A 19,673-nucleotide genomic window follows, 5' to 3' on the forward strand; every position below is an offset into this window, starting at 1 on the left:
TCATTTTGTTAACTGGTTACTACTTTTCCTTCGCTTAACTGGATCAACTTATCCCGTTCGCCTACGATCCATACGATATCTCCTTCCTCGAAAACCGTACTAGGAGGCGGATTCTTGATCGAGCTACTTCCACGTTCGATACCGATTACCAAGCAAGCGGCTTTATCACGGATACCGGACTCTATGATGGAGCGGCCGATCAATCGGGAACCTTCCGAGATAATGATTTGCTCCATATTCATCTCTTCCTTTCTTGTGTTCGATTGCTCGGCGTATGATTTCTTGTAGCGTTCCTCCAGATATTTCCTAAAGTGCTCCAGATCATCATCTGCGCCAACTACTACCAGTTTATCGAACGGGTAGAGCCGCTCGTCTCCTCCCGGTATGTTGATTCGCTTCTCTCCCCGGATAATCGTTACGATATTTACGTTGCACTTTTGCCTGAAGTTTAATTCTTTCAGGCTTTTTCCCATACTGGGGGAATTCTGCTTCACCTCGAAATCTGCTAAATGGAGATCTCGTTCTAATAAGTGGTTCGCGAAACGCTGGTTAATCGGGGCTTTTCGCTCTTGCTCCATTTCTCTCGCTACAAGGTTACTGAAAAAATGCCGTTCCATCAAGATCGACTGCCTCTTTAGCCGTTTGGAGAATATCATTAATACGATAACAGCGGAGGCGACCGCCAGCATAATTCCTAGCGCAGCATTCAATAACCGTGCGACAGGAAGCATGACGAGACCGATACAGAGCAGGATTCTGAGGATCACGAGTGATACTAGGGGACCCCGGTTATATTTATTATCGTTCCATAATTGCTGGAACTCCACGGAATGATTCTTTTTCATCATGATCGCCCGCAACATCGGGGAGATCAGAGCTAGGATTAAGATCAAGGAGATTAGACTTCCTTGGATGCCGGGCAAATGTTTACAGATGAACGGAGTCACGATTTGTAGCCATAAAAAGATAAGTACTAGGCAGACGGCGGTATAAGTACCGACGATGCGGACCAAGGCTTTTAGTAACTTATTCCATGCGCTTTTTTGACGGATCGTATTGGAACCGGATGAATATCGCTCCAAGAACTGTTTCCAATTCTCCGGTATGATCCGCTCCGCCCATTTGTAGGTAGGTTCCGCTAGCCGGATCATATAAGGTGTGAAGAATGTCGTGATCACGGATACGGCGACAACGATCGGATACAGATATTGATCCGTCACGTTTAATGATAGTCCCAAACCTGCGATGATGAAGGCGAATTCTCCGATCTGCGCTAACGAGAAACCAGACTGGATGGCTATTTTTATCGGTTGTCCGGACAGTAATACTCCGAAACTGGCGAAACAAATCTGTCCGGCCATGACTACGAGCGTGATAATGAAAATCGGGATTTTGTACTCCCAGAGCATCTGAGGATCGATTAACATGCCTACAGACACGAAGAAAATCGCTCCAAATAAGTCTTTTACGGGTTTTACCAAATGCTCGATCCGTTCAGCGTCAATGGTCTCGGCCAAAATAGAACCCATGACAAAAGCTCCGAGAGCCGATGAGAATCCGGCTTTTGTGGCGATCATAACCATACCAAGGCATAGCCCGATGCTCACGATCAACAGAGTCTCCTCATTTAGGAAGCTTTTTGCCTTTTTCAGAAAAGAGGGGATCAAATAGATCCCGACAACGAAACAGAATAAAAGGAAAATGCCTAATTTGACCACGCTATCCAGCATCTCCATGCCTTCCACGTGTTTACTTACCGCTACGGTAGAAAGTAATACCATTAATAATACGGCGAATAGATCCTCCACCACCAAGATACCGAATACGACACCGGCGAATCGTTGGTTACGCAATCCCATGTCGTCGAATGCCTTGAAGATAATCGTCGTGGAAGACATCGATAACATACCTCCGAGGAAAAGACTGTTCATATGTCCCCAACCCAGTGATAAGCCCGTGATATATCCCGCTGTCATCATACCTATAACAACGGTTATGGCTCCAATGACGGCGGTTCCTCCCACCTTCATCAACTTCTTGAAACTGAAATCGAGCCCCAAAGCGAATAACAGGAAGATAACGCCTATATCAGCCCAGATACGGATACTTTCCACATCTGTAACTGTCGGTATTTGCTCGATGGAAGGTCCGGCGAGTATTCCGGCTACGATATACCCCAATACGACCGGTTGCTTTAACTTTTTGAATAACAGGGTAACCAACCCGGCGGATATGAGTATGACCGCAAGATCTGATATTAGCGCAGGTATCTGAGACATCGTTTATTGTTTTTTCGATTGCCAAAGTTAGGTATTTATTTTAATTTTGTGTCTCAAAACAGAAGCCAAAATGAAGAAGAAACATCCGATTGAAGCGCTTATAGAGCAAGGGGAACATCAACAACTTGATTTCAAGTTTGAGGTGAGCGACAGCAAGAAGATTGCCCGGACATTGAGTGCGTTCGCGAATACAGATGGCGGGCGGCTGCTGATTGGAGTGAAGGATAACGGCGCTATTTCCGGTGTGAGAAGTGAGGAGGAATATTATATGATCGAGGCTGCTTCTAAAATGTATACGCATCCCGAGGTGCCGTTTACAGCTAAGCGCTGGGATGTCAACGGGAAGACCGTATTGGAGGTCTATATCGCCCCAAGCGATGAGAAACCGCATACGGCACCGGATAAAGACGATAAATACAAGGCCTATATCCGGGTTGCAGACGAGAATATATTAGCGAACGAAGTCCTCATGCAAGCATGGAAGAAGCAGAAAACCAAAGAAGGTACATTGCTGAAAATAAGTAAGCCCGTCGAGATCCTGTTTTCTTGGCTCGACGAGCATCCTTATATCAGCATAAAGCAATTTTGCCGTATCGCCCATATCAATTATTATGCGGCCCGTAACATCCTAAGTGATTTGATGGCTATGGGAGCGATGGAATATGTCGTGATCGATAAATGTATTGCCTATAAACGGATCGCATAGACTCGTTTATAGGTTGATTACATAGACTTGCGCGCTCTCGAATCTGACGACTTTGATAGGAGTCCCTTTCTCGATGAAGCCAGACTCCGATACGCCGTCATACAACTCTCCCTCGATAGATACTTTACCCGAAGGACGTAAAACGGTAGCGGCCGTGCCCTCTTTTCCGATCAGTTGTGTCAAATTGGGGCTGGATACCGCTTTTTCCAAATCAGCGTTTAATGCCATTTTCTTTAGCGGTCCTTTATGTCCTATTTTGTTGGATAACCATATCACTAACGTGAATCCGATACCCAGACCTAATAGAACCGTTAAGGCGGCTCTGCCCGTATCCATTCCAGATACGTTTTGAAAATCAAAAACAGTATTGTTCAGTAAGCTCATCGTAAGTCCGCCGACCACGAGAATAATTCCACTTATCCCCGCTATGCCAAAGCCCGGGATCACGAATATCTCCAACATTATTAATATAACGCCGAGAATGAATAACAGGATTTCCCAGTTTTCAGCCAACCCGTCCATATAGAGAGGAGCGAAGTAAAGGATAGCCGCTATTATCGCGGCGGCGGATGGAAAACCAAGCCCCGGGGTTTGCATCTCGAAGTAAATACCACCGATGATAATAATGATTAATAAGCTCTGTATTACCGGACTCATAAAGAAACCTTTTACATTATCGAACCATGAGGGTTCATAACTTTTAATCTCATAGTCCTTACATCCGATATATTCTGTGATTACTTGATCCGGACTCTCGGCGATGCCATCGCAATAACCCCATTTGAGTGCTTCTTGAGAGGTAAGTGTTAATACCTTACCGCTATCGATGAGGTTGGGGACGATCACTCTGTCATCGACCATCGCTTCGGCGATTAAAGGATCTCTTTTCCATTTATAGATCGTGTCGCCGTTTTGTATAAGCGTATCTTTCCCTTGTGCCTCAGCCGTCGAACGGATCATGGAACGCATATAAGATTGATATTTATCAGGTAGAGCCGCACCCGTTTGATTGACAACCGTTGCCGCACCTATATTCGCCCCTTTCCGCATATAGATTTTCTTGCATGCTATGGAAATTAAAGCACCTGCTGAAGCTGCGTTATTATCGATAAATACATATACTGGTATGGGACTATATAAAATAGCCGTTCGCATAGAATCGGCAGATTCCAGTAATCCGCCGTATGTGTTCATATGCAATAAGATGGCATCGGCGTTCAATTGCTTAGCCTCTGATAATCCGTTATGGAGATAAATCCACGTGGTGTTATCGATCTCTTTTTTTATATCAATCGTATATATTAAGGACTTCTCTTTAGCCTCTGATTGAAGAGAGATTGCAAGTATTAATACTATAGCTGTTAATATTGTTAATAAACGTTTCATCTTGTTTGTATTATATTCGTTTTTAATATTTGGTTGAAAATTGTAACTGGCTTGTTGTAAATGTTGATTTTTGTAACTTGTGCAACTTGTAAATAATACTCATTTTCAGTAAGATTTACAACAAAAATATTAAGTTACGATTTTTAATATTAATATTTATCAAAGAACTGTATATCTCCATTTTTAATTTATATATTTGTTGCATCCTTCAATGTTTGAGGGATAATACTTATACAGTATTAAACTTTATTTAACTAGTAAAAATATGAATGCGTTGCAATTTCAGAAAAAATTATTGAGCATGCAAGAAAACATGATGAATTTTGCGCTTATGCTTACAGCGAATAGGGATGATGCCCAAGATCTGATGCAGGACACAACGCTGAAGGTTTTAGACAATCAAGAAAAATTTGTAGACAATATCAATTTTAAGGGCTGGGTCTTGACTGTGATGCGTAACATTTTCATTAACAATTATCACAAGATCGTTCGCACGCAAACTGTCGTAGATCAAGGTGTCGACTTATATAACTTGGATGTCGTGAACGATTCAGGTTTTGACTCTCCGGATGGCGCTTATCAAATTCAAGAGATCACGAAAGCGATCAACGGTTTGAACAATGAGTTGAAGGTTCCATTCTCTATGTTTTTGAGCGGCTATAAGTACAATGAGATCGCTGATAAACTGGATGTTCCTCTGGGGACGGTTAAGAGCCGTATTTTTTTTCGCTCGACAAGAATTACAAAAAGTTTTAAAAGATTTTCGTCAAGGATAAAATTTACTTTATATAAAAGAAGCCGTCTTTAACAAAAGACGGCTTTCTTTTTATTCGGCCGGTTGGTATAAATATCTCTTGATGCTTCTTTTGGGTGTTTTCTCGAATTCTTCTTGATACAGCTTGAAACAGGTGATTTTACTGTAATTCGGCATCTCCTCGTTTACTTGGTCAATGTTGGTCTGCATCAACTTCTCGATTTCGGAATGTTGTATACCTGCCTTATCTACTTGCTCCCAATCGGGATAGATGAGGGCGACTAGTTTACCTCCTTGGGAGATGATGAGCGATTCCGCTACATATAGCATATTATTCAAGCGATCCTCGATCTCTTCCGGATAGATATTTTGTCCGCTGGGGCCTAGAATCATGGTTTTACTACGGCCGCGGATATATAAAAATCCATCTTTATCGAGGGTTCCCAGATCGCCGGTACGCATCCATCCGTCAGGCATCATAACGGCTTTCGTAGCCTCCGGATTCTTGTAATAACCGAGCATCACGTTCATACCCTTCACCAATATTTCTCCCACCTTGTTTTCCGGGTCCTCTGAATCGATGCGGACTTCCATACGGTCGACGATACGTCCTACGGAACCGGGCTTAAACTCATCCCATTGCGCATAGGAGACTAGCGGGCCACATTCGGTCATCCCGTAGCCTACGGTATAGCGGAAATGGATGGAATGAAGGAACGTTTCCACTTCTTTATTGATAGCGGCTCCTCCGATAACGATCTCCCCGAAGTTTCCTCCGAAAGACGCCGTTAACTTGGCGGAAATGGTATCCAGTACTTTCTGGTCTATATAGGGGACTTTCAAGAGCAATTTAATCAAAGGCTTCTCCAGTTCGGGGAATACCTTGTTTTTGATGATTTTCTCGATAATCAGAGGTACGGCTAGGATCAGCGCCGGCTTGATCGTCGTGAAAGCTTCCGCTATGATTTTCGGGCTGGGGGTACGTGTGAGGAAGTGTACATGGCAGCCTTTATTCACGGAATTCAATACCTCGAATGCCAATCCGTACATATGGGCCATCGGAAGCATACATACGATATTATCACCCGGATGGATGAACGGTAAATTGTCGTAAGCGAATTGCGTATTACTCCATAAGCTCCGATAGGGGATCATAACCCCTTTCGAGAAACTGGTGGTTCCGGAAGTATAATTAAGTACCGCTAATTCTTCCGGCTTTTCCACGTGATACCGAACATCGTTCGACGTGAATGAACGAGGGTACTTTTTACCGAAATATTCATTAATCCGATCTCTTACTACCCGGACTTCTTTGCTTTTACTGTGAATGATCGAGAAGTTATCCAGCATCATGAACAGTTTCACGTCGGGCATCATGCGTTCATTCATATTCTCCCAGTTGCTGGAAGCGGCAAGGACTGCCTTTGCCTCGGAATGATTTACGATATGATGTATATTATCCGGTTTGAATTCATGTAGAATAGGCACGGCTACGGCTCCATAAGCCAAGATCCCGAAGAAACAGATCGCCCAGTTGGAGGAGTTCCGTCCAACTAAAGCCACCTTATCCCCCTTTTTAATGCCGGCATGCTCTAGGATAATATGAAATTTCTCGATTCGACGAGCTACATCTTTATAATGGAAGGTATGTCCATTATAATCGGAGAACGCCGGGAGATCCCAATGCTCCTTGATGCTATTCTCTATGAGTCCTAAAAAACGATTCTCCATACTAATTTATTTATCAAATAACCATATGACAGGGTGGAAAGTTGTCAAAAGCCAAAGATAGTGCCTTTTCTGTAAATTATGAGTTTCAGTCTGCCGGAAACTGAAATATTCTTTACCTTTGTCTCTCCAAATAGAAGAATATGGTAGCACCTCTGGTAAAACGGATATGGATCTGGTGCAGGAATCTGTTGATCTTCCTGTTTGTATCCAGTATATTGGCGGTAGTGGTATATAAATTTGTACCCGTATATTATACGCCATTGATGTTTATTCGTATGTATGAGCAGCATCAGGATGGGAAGAAAATGAAACTCGGTCATACGTGGGTTCCTATATCCAAGATCGCCCAGCCTTTGGTTCAAGCGGTCATAGCGTCGGAGGATAACCTGTTCATGGAGCATAATGGCTTTGATGTGGAACAAATCCAGAAGGCACGGGCCGAGGCCGAGAAAGGTAAAAGGGTAAGAGGTGCCAGCACGATTTCCCAGCAGACCGCTAAGAATGTATTTCTTTGGCCGGGGAAAAGTTATTTACGGAAAGGTATCGAGGTCTATTTTACCTTCTTGATCGAATGGATATGGGGAAAGGAACGTATTATGGAAGTCTATCTGAACTCGATAGAGATGGGGGAGGGTATCTATGGTGCGGAGGCGGTAGCGGAGGCTCATTTCGGTAAGCATGCCTACCAATTGACCAAAAGCGAGGCAGCCTTGATAGCGGCCACACTTCCAAATCCCCGGAAGTTTAATTCTGCTAAACCGTCACCTTATATGCTGAAACGACAAGCGAAAATAATTTCCTTAATGGGAAAACTGATAAAAGTAGAAATGGGATATGGTGCCGGGCAAGTTGATCCCGGTACCGGAAAGGTTAAAAAAAGAAAGAAATGGAGAGCTTCCGTTATCATGACTTGGGACGAATCGCTTATGCCGATGCGTTAGAATATCAGACAGCTGCTTTCGAGGTCTTATTGGATGCGAAGGCAACGGGAAAGAAAGAGGATAATCAATTATTCTTTTGTGAGCATTTACCGGTCTTGACGATCGGTAAAAGTGGCAAGGACTCTAATTTGCTTATTCCCGAGGAAACTTTACGGGAACGAGGGGTCTCGTTTTACCATATAAACAGAGGGGGGGATATAACGTATCACGGGCCGGGACAGATTACCGGTTATCCGGTATTTGATCTGGAATATTGGAATCTGGGATTGAAACAATACATCCATATGCTGGAAGAGACGATCATCCGTTTCCTATCGCTTTACGACTTGAAAGGGGAACGTTTGGAAGGGGCGACGGGTGTATGGCTAGACCCTGAAGTACCGGGGCGTGCCCGTAAGATCTGTGCGATTGGCGTGAAAAGCAGCCGGTTCGTTACGATGCATGGCTTTGCTTTGAATATAAATACGGATCTGAGTTACTTTTCATTGATCAACCCTTGTGGTTTTACGGATAAAGGCGTTACCTCCTTGGCTATGGAGTTGGGGGTACCCCAAGACTTTGAGTTGGCAAAAAGTCAATTGAGATCGATTTTCATGGAAATCTTCGCTTGATATGGCAGTCATTCATTTCGCTCCTTTGCAAGGATATACGGATTCGGTTTATAGAGAGGCGCATACCCGAGTATTCGGGGGCGTAGATACCTATTATACTCCTTTCGTAAGGATAGAGAAAGGTGGTTTCCGGAATAAGGACTTGAAGGATATCGCTTGCGATAGAAATAGGCAGGTACATGTCGTACCGCAATTGATCGCTTCCACACCAGACGAGTTTCGGCCGATCGTGCGTTTATTCCAAGAGAATGGATACAAGGAAGCGGATATTAATTTAGGATGCCCTTTCCCTATGCAGGTCCGTGCGCATAGAGGCTCGGGACTTTTGCGGTACAAGGAAGAGGCCGAGTCTTTATTACGTACGATTGAGGAGTTCCCGGATATTTCTTTTTCGGTGAAAATGCGTTTGGGGTGGGAGTGTACCGACGAGTCATTCGTGCTTCTTTCCTTATTAAATAAGTTACCTTTGAAGCATATAACCTTGCATCCCCGGTTAGGGATACAGCAATATAAAGGAGCTATCGATTGGGATGGATTCTCTCGTTTTTATGATGAATGTGAACTTCCCTTATATTATAATGGAGATTTAGTGGGGCTGGAAGATATCCGAGGAATAAAGGAGCGTTTTCCGGGGCTTGCCGGGATCATGCTGGGACGAGGGTTATTGGCCTCTCCTTGGCTGGCCACTGAGTTTGTGTCCGGACAGGTCTTGACCGTGAATGAGAGGCGGGATAAACTAGTCATGTTCCATGAGTCGTTGATGGATGAATATGCTGCCCGGTTGGAAGGTGGCGAGCATCAGGTATTATCTAAAATGAAGACAATCTGGGATTATCTTTTGCCGGAGGCCGATAAAAGGCTTCGCAAGAAAGTATTGAAAAGTACTTCCCTTACTTCTTATCAGTCGGCAGTGAAAGATTTGTTGAGTCTTTGACTACGGGAGGGACATTCGTAGAGTCTTTGGGGATCAAGGGTAAAAGAGGCCTCTTTCTTCTCCTGAAAATCTCAGAGAAGTTCGTGAAGTCTTTCCGGTACATGATACCTACACCTTGTATGGTTAATGCTTGCTTCAGGCCGAAATACATATCTCTGGCATGGTTATAAGCCTTTAGCCGGATCTCACCGGAGGGGGTCAACTTATATTCTAGGTCGAACTCTCCGATAAAAGTGTTATTTTTGCCTGTAGTGACCGTATTTCTCATACCGAAATTACCATTGATCAATAAGCGGTTGTTTAGCAACTGGCTGGATAATATCATCTCATATTCCGTGTCTTCCTTGAAACCGTCCTGTCCCGCTCGTATGTTTGTCCCTATTTGTACTTTATCCGTGAAACTACCTAATAGATTGGATAATTGCGCTGAGATAGCGGATGAAGCCACGGCGTTTAACTCGCTAGACTTATAACTCGTTTGGGCATATTCTGGTGTGTAGAATTTATTTAACACCAGCAAATAAACAATTTGCCGAGTCATCATATCCTCTGTGTCTATAAACGCTTTGACTTGACGCTCTAATTCCTCGTTAGAGTTCGGAAATTCTAAGTCGAAGGAAATAGACGGGCTGCGCAATGCGCCTTTAAGGTTTAAGACGCAATTGACGGGTATGTTTGTTCGAGAACTTTCTTGTAAGAGACTCTGATCCAAGTCTCCGATATTTGCGGTCAGATTGTAGATCGCATTGATATCCATATGGGCATTAAAGGGATCGCCACGGAAATTGATCGTGCTACCGTCTCTGATCTTAAAGTCTTTATGGATGATTTGCTGTAAGCTGAAATTATAGTTTCCTTGTACGATATTCACGTCGCCATACATACGAAGATCACTTCTTGTTCCATATTGTATTTGTAAACTTCCACTGGCGTTTCCTTTGATACGGTCTCCCGCTATCGGGTCCATGATTAGCTCTATATCGGCATCGGGTGTGATATCAAGGAGGAAGTTCATTCGTAGCTCGGCTCCCTCGTCTGTCTCGTGTACGATATTCAATGGGTGTGTGGACGTGGAATCTACGTTAGCGGCCAACTTGCTTTTATCGACGAACGTGATAAAATCATAGTCCGTAGCCGAGTTCTTATTCATGAAGTCCAGATAAATAGCGGTCTTAGGTTCGCTTTTCATATTAATATCAAAGTCGATCAACTTACCGTTACCCTTGATCTGCGCCGTTCCACTGGCGAATACAGTTCCGTAAATCAGCGGATTCTTTTTCTGGTTGGCGTTATACATCAACATATTATTGCCTTGCACGTTTACGAGGAAGCTATAATCCCGGAAATGCAAATGGTTGAACTTGAGGCTGACTTTCCCTAGGTTGCCGAATTGATCCTTGACCGTGATATTCCGTAAATTGACGGATGTAGAGTCAAGGTGGACGGAATCGGAGAAGGTATAATACGTATCCAAGAAATCAACGCCTACCCCTCCATCCATGACATAGGCATCTCCCTCGACATTCAGCTCCTTAAAGGGGCCGTGCAAATGTATACTTCCGAATCCCCGGCCTTGCAAGTTCTTTACGACCGTATCGACAAAGGGCTGCAAGAAAGCTAGATTGATATCATTGGCATCGAAATACAAGGATAGCCCCGCATTGGGTCCGACCGGGAATACATAGCCGTTTACATCCGTCCAAGTGCTGTCGTTCTTGTAGATGCTTCCCAGCATAAGGATACCTTTCTGTGCGTCGTCCCATTCGCTGAAGAGATTGAGGCGACCCAAGGGGGTTTGGTTGAATGAGAAATTCTTTACTTCCAGATCCGTGTTTAGCATACGGCTATTGAATAAATCATTCACGTAGAACTTACCGGTAGCCTCACCTCCGAATTGCAAGACTGGGATATTCAATACGTCGAAGACATAACTCAGCTCTATTTGCTTCAAGTCTACCAATAAAGTATCTGCCGGATCTTTCGAGATCGTCCCTTCCATAGATAAATACTGGGTCTCATGATCTACCCGGAAATGCTCGATACCGATCTTGCCCTCACGAATTGTTATATTCGCCGGATTGATGGTCCAGAGCGTGTCTTTAATAATGAGGGGGCTTTTATTCAACGTGACTTCCGTACGTAACTTGGCCGGCCCTTTCTCGCTTTCCTCCTCGACAAAAAGGGTAGAGGCGGAGATGTCGGCCTTAAATAACCGCTCTTTATTATTCGCCCACCCAATCATGGTATTCACCAGATTGTCTTTAGCGTCTGCCTTGAGATCAAGGTAATTACGCAGTCCCTTGTCGTTGTAATTAATCGTTTTTAATTGGAGGTTTACCTTATCGTTCGGATTGTCGCAAACCAAGTAGCCGGATTCGAACATGGATTTCCCGAGATTGAACTTCGGAAGCCACGCCTCGATACGGAACTTATTATAAATATTATTATAATGTCCCGTGATCCGTCCGGGTTGCACCATCGTGAACGGTAGTTTCAATGTCGTAGAAAGCGCTTCCGTATTCTCGATCGTTAATAGGAGGGCGAAGTTATTCTCCTTCACGATTTGTTTTTTCTGGGTCGTGTTGATCAAGGCTGGCACATATCCCTTGAACGTATTCATAAGGCTGGGGATTAGCGTGTTGAATGAGTAAGACCCGGTGACCTCTCCATTCAAGATATCGGACGTTATGGTTAATTGCCGGTCGAGACTATGCCCCGAGGCAACTACTTCGAATTTCTTAAGGAAGAAGCTGCTGGGAGTGGTCTCGAAAGAAAGACTGTCCAACGTGATGCTACCTTCCAGATTATCTATGTTATCTCCGGTGAAATCCGCGTTTAAAGCCAAGGAGATATTCGGCGCCTCATATTTGTCCGTCAGGTTCAATCGGTCCGGCCGGAAATGATCGAGGCGGGCGGTGAAATTAAACAAGGAGTTTTGCCCTTGGTGCTGGAAGATACCTTGGGCGTATAACTCGCCATTGGGATCGTTTACATGGATAGTCCCATCGAAACTACTCTTCTTGAAATTACCGGAAAGATTTATATCCTTGTATTTATAAGCTTTATAATCGAACTCCTTGACTTGTGCTTGGATATTTCCGGAGAAATTTCCGCCAACAGGTCTACGGGTATCGATATTGATGTCGAAGCGAGCCTCCCCGAAAGGATTATTCTCGCCAAATAACTCATGGAGCCGCAAGTTGCTGGAGGCGATGCGTCCCCGTAGGTAAGCGGCTATATTCTTATCCTTGTTGCTACCGAATATCAAGTCTGTCTGTATGGAGCCGATGGAAGACGATAATTTTCCGAAAGCGACTAGGTTATCAAAAAAGCCTGATATCTCGCCCGTGAAATTGATCGTCCCCAATTTGACGACCGGGGCCGGGAGACTCTTCGGACGCTCATTGAAGTTATTGGCCAAACTGGAGATGCCATCTGTCGTGATATACATCTTATTCACCTTCCCTAAAAGATACGTTTCCTCGGGATGGGTGATGTTTTTCAGTTCCATCTGGCCGATAAACAGCATCTTATCGCTATACTTCAAGGTGAGGCGCTTCAAGTTAAAATTATTGATGTAGCCGTTTGCCTCGGCCGATAACTCGATCGTGTCGGCGAAGTTCTTGAACGCCGGGACGAAAGGGGATAAGTCCTTCAGGCAGATTTGCGAAGGCGTTATATTCAAATCGATCGGAGCGTTGTTCAAGAGAGCGGGAAGGCTATCGATCTTACTTAAATCGATCCGGGCAAGGCCGATCTTCAAGTCTGTCTGCGGCAAGCGTACCTCGAAGTCCTGCACGAAAGCGCTATCCCGGTTCCCGACCACGTTCAGCGATAACTTATTCAAGGAGAAACCGGACGCCTCATCGAAACTCATCTTCTTGATATGGGCGTTCACGCTGTCCTTGTTAAAAGCCTTGAGGGATATCTTGGCACTCAGGTTCTTGATATCGATATGCTTGGCGTTGAACTTTCCCGGGGTCTCTTTCTCGCTATCCACGTTATAGCTGAAATTACCTCTTCGGATCATGATGGAGTTGAAACGGAGATCGATATTCTTCTCTTTCTTTATCGAATCCTTACTGGCGAAAGCGTCGATCACGAATTGTAGGTTCAAAGGGCTTTGGGGCGTGTGTTTCCGTAGATTGAAGGAGAAACCGAACAAGCGTACCGTCGTGAAGACAAACTTCCCTTCCAGTAACGGCATGATCTCGAATCCCGCCGCCACATGGTTCGCCTCGAACATGACTTTCCCGTCTTGGTCTTCCAGATAAAGCCCTTCCAGTACCAGACGATTGAACCATTCGATATCCACGTTACCTATCTTTACGGGCACACCGAGGTGGCCGGATAACTGGGTCGTGGCTACTTCTGATACTTTGTTTTGAATATAAGGAATTCTCAGTAAGATGCCCGGCAACGCATAGAATATCCAGAATAATGTAAGCAGGGTAATGATTATGTATTTAAGTCCTCTGATATCTTTTCTATTTATTTAGCGCAAATCTACAACAATATCGCGATAGATTTCGTTAATTCGCGGAAAAAAGAATGAAGATATGAGTATAACGATATTAGGAATCGAGTCTTCTTGCGATGACACTTCCTCTTCGGTGATCCGTGACGGCGTGATGCTGTCCAACGTAATAGCCAGTCAAGCCGTTCATGAGGCCTATGGCGGGGTTGTCCCCGAGTTGGCTTCCCGTGCCCATCAGCAGAATATCATTCCGGTAGTAGCCGAGGCCATCAAGCGTGCCGGCATCGATAAGTCCGAGTTGAGTGCCGTGGCGTTTACTCGTGGGCCGGGTTTGATGGGTTCTTTATTGGTCGGGACCTCGTTCGCCAAGGGGTTGGCCGCTTCCTTGGATATCCCGATGATCGAGGTCAATCATTTACAGGCTCACGTGTTGGCTCATTTTATCAAGGAGACTCCGGACGACGACCATGCTCCGTCGTTTCCTTTCCTTTGCTTGTTGGTTTCGGGCGGTAACTCGCAAATCATAAAGGTGAACGCTTATAATGATATGGAGGTGATCGGCCAGACGATCGACGACGCCGCGGGAGAGGCTTTCGACAAATGCGCCAAGGTGATGGGACTGGGTTATCCCGGTGGCCCAGTCGTGAATCGTTTGGCGAACGAGGGCAATCCGAATGCCTTTACGTTCAGCAAGCCGCATATCCCCGGATATGATTATAGCTTCAGTGGCCTGAAGACCTCCTTTTTATATACCTTGCGTGATCATTTGAAAGATGATCCGGATTTTATTGAGAAGAACAAGCGAGACCTATGCGCTTCCTTGCAAGCTACGGTAATCGATATCTTGATGAGTAAATTGCGTAAGGCTGCGAAGGATTTGCATATAAAGGAAGTAGCTGTCGCCGGAGGTGTATCGGCCAATTCCGGTTTGCGTGAGGCATTCTTGGATCACGCAAAACGTTATGGCTGGAAAGTGCATATCCCGAAGTTCTCGTTCACCACGGATAACGCCGCTATGGTAGCTATCACGGGATATTATAAGTATATGGATAAGGAGTTCTGTCCGATGGATGCCGCTCCTTTTTCTAGGGTTGTCTTATAGGAAAATAGTTTTACTATAGAGAAACAAAAGTTTCTTCTAGGGAAAACAAAAGTTTCTTCCTAATGAAACTATTGTTTTCCCATAATGAAACTCCTTGTATCATTATAACAATGGAAGTAGATGATTTACCAATAGAGTTAGAGGTAGCGGACGCACTCAAATCAGGACACCTGATGATGGGTACGGCAGAGAGTTGTACAGGCGGAAAGATTGCCAGCATGATAACCTCCATGGCGGGCAGCTCGGAATACTTCACCGGGGGCGTGGTAGCCTATTGCAACGAGGTGAAGCATCATGTGCTCGGTGTCTCTGAGGCGGACTTGAACACTTTCGGGGCCGTAAGCCAGCCGGTCGTGGAGCAGATGGCCCGTGGAACTATGCGGGTATTGGGATGTGATTGTGCCGTCGCTACCTCCGGGATCGCCGGGCCGGGAGGCGGGACTCCCTCGAAACCGGTGGGAACGGTATGGATTGCGGCCGCTTATAAGGAGAGGATTCTCTCCGAGTGCTATCATTTCGGGGAGAATCCTCGTATGGAGAACATTCGCTTGTCGGCAGAGGCGGCGTTGCGTATGTTGCTGGGATTGATTCGTGAGTAAAGGGACTATCGCTTAATGGGCGATCTCGTCCACGATTTGTTTATAGCCTTCCTCGTTCGGGTGTAATCCGTCTGAGAATAAGGATTCGTTTATCTTGCCGTCTTCCTGAAGCAACTTCGTTCCCGGGTTCTTGAACGTGTACCATCCGGTCTCGGCCATTTGACGGATGCGGAGATTGAGATTCCTTACCCGTTCTTCTTGGTTGCGGCGGGGCAAGATGCCGATTACCTTGATCTTGGCCTCCGGCTGCCGTTGCCTGATGGCGGAAAGCAAGAAACGAATGCCTTCCACGATCTCGTTGTCATTGTTGATTCCGATGTTATTCGTGCCGATCATCAATACTACTTCCTCAGCCTTGTATCCATCCAATTCACCATGATAGACTCTCCAAAGTACGTTCTCGATACGGTCGAAACCATATCCGAGATTGTGGAACCCAGCCGGACGCATGATTTTCTCCCATGTTTCCATACCTCGAACGGACGGTCCTTTGGGCTCTCCTCCCCAGAAATGCGTGATGGAATTACCTAGGATCACCCGTCGAGGCGGGTTGCTTTGATTCAGCGAGAGAATATCCCGGTGACGTTTTTGCCATTCGTAATTATTGGGTTCCCGGCGCTGGGTGACAGGCTTTGTAGTAGAGAGGTCTCCTTCGGGGATGCGTAATATTTCCCGTACTTTCCGCTCTACGGCGTTCGCCTGTGTTTCCATGCCCCAGTCGGAAGGATGGACGTAATCTACCCAAGCGTCCGGGTGCGGTCCCAGCTCTTCTCGTGTAAGGTAGTAGATATCTTTTATCCCTTGTGCCTGCAATTCCTCGAATGCTTTTTTAGCTCCTTCGTTCATGCGTGTATAATCTTGTAACTTCGTATCGTTGGCGAGTGCGTTGCTATATCCGGCATGCTCCACTAATAAGATCGGAGAGGAGTGGGTGGCACGTATTTGCTTGACTGCGTCCGATACGAGTTGCGTGATCTCATCTTTGCTCTTTGGCGTGAGGTTGGGCAGGCAGTCAAGGATATAAAGGCGTGCGTCTATCTCACAAATAAAATCCAATACCTCTTTCTCTAAACGTCCGTTACCGGAGAAGCCTAGGTTGATAAGCGGATATCCCAGAGAACGCTGCAAGATCGTGCCCCAAGTCATGCCCGGGCGAGAGGCGCATGCGCCTTGGGCGATCGAGGTTCCGTATAAAAGAATCGGTTTCTCGGGCGATACGGGGATAAACGTAAGCTCATCGTTTTCGGGCACGCCGATTTCCAACCACTTTATCGTATTATAAGGAGGCAGGTAGAGGCGGAACTCATAGCCCCTGTCATGATACAGATCTTTGCCTATGTTCGTATAATGATATTGAAGCGTATCTCCGGAAGGATAACCGCCGAAATAAAATCTCCATTGGCCATCGCTATCGATACTATATAGATCTACACCGGATACGCCTGTCGTGGGCATATGTGGCATATTCAGCGGTCCGCTTACTTGATAGCGTACTTTTAGTTCAGGGGCGTTGCTGAAAAAATGAATCGCCAACCCGGCGGAGTTGCGCGATAAATCCCAGACGGGTTTACGTACCTTGCCTTCGGCTCTTTGGGGAAGCCGAACGTAACGGTCTCCGATCTCTTCGGTCCATCCTTGGTTTTGTATGACAGGGAATCCACATTCGAGCGGGTTGAGCCATTTCCATTGTGCGTGGGCGGAGAGAACCGTGAAACATACGAGCGTTAAGAGGATTTTGTGAAGTCTCATCATTTCGGTATTATTTGTTTTTTGTTATGAATATGACAAAGATAATATATATTTGTATTCATAAACAAACTTAAATCAATAAACCATGAGTAAAAACATTCTATTTGCTTTTCTCTTTTTAATGGGCGCTATCCCGTCGATCGCCCAGAAGAATTATCAAGTCCAGTCTCCGAACCGGGATATAAAGGTGGAGGTTACGGTAGCCGATAAAGTCACTTTCGCTATCGTACAGGATCATTCGGAGGTGATGAATTCTACCGTATCTATGACTTTACAAGGAGGTGAGGTACTTGGCGCTAACCCGAAAGTCTTGAAAGTGACGAAGACCTCGGTAGACAAGGAAATACCCTCTCCGTTCTATAAGAAGGACGTAGTAAAGGATATCTATAATGAGATGCAAATCTCGTTCCGGGGAAACTACGGGCTGGTTTTTAGGGTGTATAACGATGGAGTCGCTTACCGTTTCACGACGAAAAGAAAGGAACCGATCGTTATCGCCGACGAGGAGGCCGTCTATAATTTTCCCTCGGATTATAAGACATTCACCGCTTACGTGAATAGTACGAAGCCGACGTTCGAGGAGCAATTTTTCAATTCCTTCGAGCAGCCCTACGCAAACGAGACGATCACTGGCCTGAATGATAAACGCCTGAAGATCCTGCCTCTTTTGGTGGATCTGGGAGATGGTCGTAAGATCTGTATCACGGAAGCCGATCTGGAGGATTTCCCCGGGATGTTCTTGAATAACGAGACGGGAAAACCTTCCTTGAAAGCGGTTCATGCGCCTTATCCGAAAGTGAAGGAGCAAGGTGGCCATAATCAGTTACAGATGTTGGTGAAAGAGCGTGAGAACTATATCGCCAAAACATCCGGAACCCGTTCTTTCCCTTGGCGTGCGTTTATAATCTCCCAGAATGATAAGGAGTTGGCCGATTGCGATATGGTCTACCGCCTGGCTTCTCCCTCCCGGGTAAACGATATCTCTTGGATCAAGCCGGGTAAGGTGGCTTGGGATTGGTGGAACGATTGGAATCTATACGGTGTGGATTTCCGTGCCGGAATCAATAATCCTACTTATAAATATTATATAGACTTCGCCGCCGAGCATGGCATCGAGTACGTAATCTTGGATGAGGGCTGGGCCGTGAACCTGCAAGCGGACATGATGCAAGTAATACCGGAGATCGATCTTCAAGAATTGGTGGATTACGGTAAATCCAAGAATGTCGGTATTATCCTTTGGGCGGGTTATTGGGCTTTCGCCCGTGATATGGAGAATGTCGTGAAGCATTATTCGGATATGGGCGTGAAAGGCTTCAAGGTGGATTTCTTGGATCGTGACGATCAGGAAATGGTGAACTTTGTTTATAAAGCCTCCGAGGTATGCGCTAAATATAAGATGCTAGTGGATTTCCATGGCGTATTCAAGCCGACAGGTCTTCAACGGACCTATCCGAACGTGTTGAACTATGAGGGTGTGAATGGTTTGGAGCAAATGAAGTGGTCTTCCGAGAAGGAGTTCGATATGGTGACGTATGATGTCACGATCCCATTTATCCGTATGATCGCCGGCCCGATGGATTATACGCAAGGCGCTATGCGTAACGCCGTTAAAGGTAATTATCGCCCGGTAAACTCGGAGCCGATGAGCCAAGGAACCCGTTGCCGCCAGTTGGCTACTTACGTGATCTTCGAGTCTCCTTTCAATATGCTGTGCGATGCCCCGTCTAATTACAGGAGGGAAAAGGAATGTACGGAGTTTATCTCTAACATTCCCACTATCTGGGATGAGACGGTCTCATTGGATGGAAAGGTCTCCGAGTATGTAGCGATCGCCCGCCGTCATGGTAATGATTGGTATATCGGGGCATTGACCAACTGGACGCCGAGGGAGCTGGATTTAGACCTGTCTTTCTTGGGCGAAGGTGATTATACTTTGGAATTATTCAAGGATGGCATAAATGCCGATCGTGCCGCCCGTGATTATAAGAAAGAGGTAATCCCAGTCCCGACAGATCGCAAATTAAAGATCCGTATGGCTCCCGGTGGAGGCTATGCGGCTCGTATCCAGAAGCGATAATTCTTTTTCGTCTAAAGCGACCCTGCCACTCGTCGAATAAACGCTTGCGTTCATAGGCGCAGGCGTTAGATTCGCTTACTTTTATAAAAAACGTATTATGAAACTCACGAGGCAAGATTATATATTGGCGGGAGGACAGGCTTTATTGTGGATCACCTTATGGCTGATTCCTCCTGCGATCGATTTTTTCATACGCTTTAATCCGAGTTCGGCTTTCGAGGTGTGGAAGATTAATACGGGGTTCATTACTCCGTTGGCTATTGTTTTCACCGCTAATTTCTATGTATTGGTTCCCTATTTGCTTTATCGGGATCGGAAGATGCT

Annotated in this window: 12 protein-coding genes and 2 pseudogenes; 9 read left to right on the forward strand and 5 right to left on the reverse strand. The window is 45.5% G+C overall.

All coding sequences use genetic code 11. From position 1 onward, the window contains the following. Nucleotides 1-8: 8 nt before the first annotated feature. On the reverse strand, nt 9-2,279 hold the full coding sequence (locus QVP94_RS17925) for a monovalent cation:proton antiporter family protein (protein ID WP_005855680.1): 2,271 nt from the start codon (nt 2,277-2,279) through the stop codon (nt 9-11). Between the two features lie 70 nt (nt 2,280-2,349). Here QVP94_RS17925 and QVP94_RS17930 point away from each other — a divergent pair, with 70 nt between their 5' ends. After that, on the forward strand, nt 2,350-2,985 hold the full coding sequence (locus QVP94_RS17930) for an AlbA family DNA-binding domain-containing protein (protein ID WP_005855682.1): 636 nt from the start codon (nt 2,350-2,352) through the stop codon (nt 2,983-2,985). A gap of 6 nt (nt 2,986-2,991) precedes the next feature. On the opposite strand, the gene QVP94_RS17935 is transcribed toward QVP94_RS17930, so the two are convergent. Continuing rightward, a complete protein-coding gene (locus QVP94_RS17935; protein ID WP_005855684.1) occupies nt 2,992-4,371 on the reverse strand; it encodes an NfeD family protein in 1,380 nt (459 codons plus the stop codon). A 265-nt stretch (nt 4,372-4,636) separates the two neighbouring features. Between QVP94_RS17935 and QVP94_RS17940 the strand changes: the two are divergent. After that, nucleotides 4,637-5,147, forward strand: a pseudogene (locus QVP94_RS17940) (RNA polymerase sigma factor). Nucleotides 5,148-5,197: 50 nt separating this feature from the next. Here the strand turns inward: QVP94_RS17940 and QVP94_RS17945 are convergent. Further along, the gene (locus tag QVP94_RS17945) at nt 5,198-6,856 is read right to left on the reverse strand and encodes an AMP-binding protein (protein ID WP_005855687.1); all 1,659 of its coding nucleotides are present in this window, start codon (nt 6,854-6,856) and stop codon (nt 5,198-5,200) included. Between the two features lie 140 nt (nt 6,857-6,996). On the opposite strand from QVP94_RS17945, the gene mtgA reads away from it, so the two are divergent. The 3 genes from mtgA to QVP94_RS17960 are packed head-to-tail and all read left to right on the forward strand — an operon-like array spanning nt 6,997 to nt 9,342. Continuing rightward, nucleotides 6,997-7,797 (forward strand): monofunctional biosynthetic peptidoglycan transglycosylase, encoded by an 801-nt coding sequence (gene mtgA, locus QVP94_RS17950; RefSeq protein WP_005855689.1) that lies wholly within the window; start codon nt 6,997-6,999, stop codon nt 7,795-7,797. Further along, nucleotides 7,743-8,408: a lipoyl(octanoyl) transferase LipB gene (lipB, locus tag QVP94_RS17955; protein ID WP_005855691.1), complete on the forward strand. Its 666-nt coding sequence runs from the start codon at nt 7,743-7,745 to the stop codon at nt 8,406-8,408. The genes mtgA and lipB overlap by 55 nt, the downstream gene beginning before the upstream one ends. A gap of 1 nt (nt 8,409) precedes the next feature. Beyond that, nucleotides 8,410-9,342 carry a tRNA-dihydrouridine synthase family protein gene (locus QVP94_RS17960; protein ID WP_008780951.1) on the forward strand — a complete coding sequence of 311 codons (933 nt, stop codon included), beginning with the start codon at nt 8,410-8,412 and terminating at the stop codon, nt 9,340-9,342. Here the strand turns inward: QVP94_RS17960 and QVP94_RS17965 are convergent. Beyond that, on the reverse strand, nt 9,299-13,762 hold the full coding sequence (locus tag QVP94_RS17965; RefSeq protein ID WP_022193147.1) for a translocation/assembly module TamB domain-containing protein: 4,464 nt from the start codon (nt 13,760-13,762) through the stop codon (nt 9,299-9,301). The two genes, QVP94_RS17960 and QVP94_RS17965, sit on opposite strands and share 44 nt — an antisense overlap. Before the next feature lie 139 nt (nt 13,763-13,901). Between QVP94_RS17965 and tsaD the strand changes: the two genes are divergently transcribed. Both tsaD and QVP94_RS17975 read left to right on the forward strand, forming a co-directional pair. Continuing rightward, nucleotides 13,902-14,921, forward strand: coding sequence for a tRNA (adenosine(37)-N6)-threonylcarbamoyltransferase complex transferase subunit TsaD (gene tsaD / locus QVP94_RS17970; RefSeq protein ID WP_005865403.1), 1,020 nt, complete (start codon nt 13,902-13,904; stop codon nt 14,919-14,921). A 62-nt stretch (nt 14,922-14,983) separates the two neighbouring features. After that, nucleotides 14,984-15,520 carry a CinA family protein gene (locus QVP94_RS17975; protein WP_022193148.1) on the forward strand — a complete coding sequence of 179 codons (537 nt, stop codon included), beginning with the start codon at nt 14,984-14,986 and terminating at the stop codon, nt 15,518-15,520. Between the two features lie 12 nt (nt 15,521-15,532). Here the strand turns inward: QVP94_RS17975 and QVP94_RS17980 are convergent, their stop codons facing one another. After that, nucleotides 15,533-17,272 carry an SGNH/GDSL hydrolase family protein gene (locus QVP94_RS17980; RefSeq protein ID WP_022193149.1) on the reverse strand — a complete coding sequence of 580 codons (1,740 nt, stop codon included), beginning with the start codon at nt 17,270-17,272 and terminating at the stop codon, nt 15,533-15,535. Between the two features lie 82 nt (nt 17,273-17,354). Here QVP94_RS17980 and QVP94_RS17985 point away from each other — a divergent pair, with 82 nt between their 5' ends. Beyond that, complete coding sequence (locus QVP94_RS17985) at nt 17,355-19,349, forward strand: retaining alpha-galactosidase (RefSeq protein WP_022193150.1); 1,995 nt, start codon at nt 17,355-17,357, stop codon at nt 19,347-19,349. Between the two features lie 97 nt (nt 19,350-19,446). Beyond that, a pseudogene (locus tag QVP94_RS17990) lies at nt 19,447-19,673 on the forward strand (sensor histidine kinase); the annotation flags it as partial.

Origin of the sequence: Parabacteroides sp. CAG:2 (assembly GCF_000436315.1) — a bacterium.
In the GTDB taxonomy this organism is placed as follows: domain Bacteria; phylum Bacteroidota; class Bacteroidia; order Bacteroidales; family Tannerellaceae; genus Parabacteroides; species Parabacteroides distasonis.

What these genes read in the sequence shown, in the direction of transcription:
- QVP94_RS17925 (WP_005855680.1), bottom strand. Translation starts at nt 2,279, where the DNA reads ATGTCTCAGATACCTGCGCTAATATCAGATCTTGCGGTCATACTCATA.
- QVP94_RS17930 (WP_005855682.1), top strand. Translation starts at nt 2,350, where the DNA reads ATGAAGAAGAAACATCCGATTGAAGCGCTTATAGAGCAAGGGGAACAT.
- QVP94_RS17935 (WP_005855684.1), bottom strand. Translation starts at nt 4,371, where the DNA reads ATGAAACGTTTATTAACAATATTAACAGCTATAGTATTAATACTTGCA.
- QVP94_RS17945 (WP_005855687.1), bottom strand. Translation starts at nt 6,856, where the DNA reads ATGGAGAATCGTTTTTTAGGACTCATAGAGAATAGCATCAAGGAGCAT.
- mtgA (WP_005855689.1), top strand. Translation starts at nt 6,997, where the DNA reads ATGGTAGCACCTCTGGTAAAACGGATATGGATCTGGTGCAGGAATCTG.
- lipB (WP_005855691.1), top strand. Translation starts at nt 7,743, where the DNA reads ATGGAGAGCTTCCGTTATCATGACTTGGGACGAATCGCTTATGCCGAT.
- QVP94_RS17960 (WP_008780951.1), top strand. Translation starts at nt 8,410, where the DNA reads ATGGCAGTCATTCATTTCGCTCCTTTGCAAGGATATACGGATTCGGTT.
- tsaD (WP_005865403.1), top strand. Translation starts at nt 13,902, where the DNA reads ATGAGTATAACGATATTAGGAATCGAGTCTTCTTGCGATGACACTTCC.
- QVP94_RS17975 (WP_022193148.1), top strand. Translation starts at nt 14,984, where the DNA reads ATGAAACTATTGTTTTCCCATAATGAAACTCCTTGTATCATTATAACA.
- QVP94_RS17980 (WP_022193149.1), bottom strand. Translation starts at nt 17,272, where the DNA reads ATGATGAGACTTCACAAAATCCTCTTAACGCTCGTATGTTTCACGGTT.
- QVP94_RS17985 (WP_022193150.1), top strand. Translation starts at nt 17,355, where the DNA reads ATGAGTAAAAACATTCTATTTGCTTTTCTCTTTTTAATGGGCGCTATC.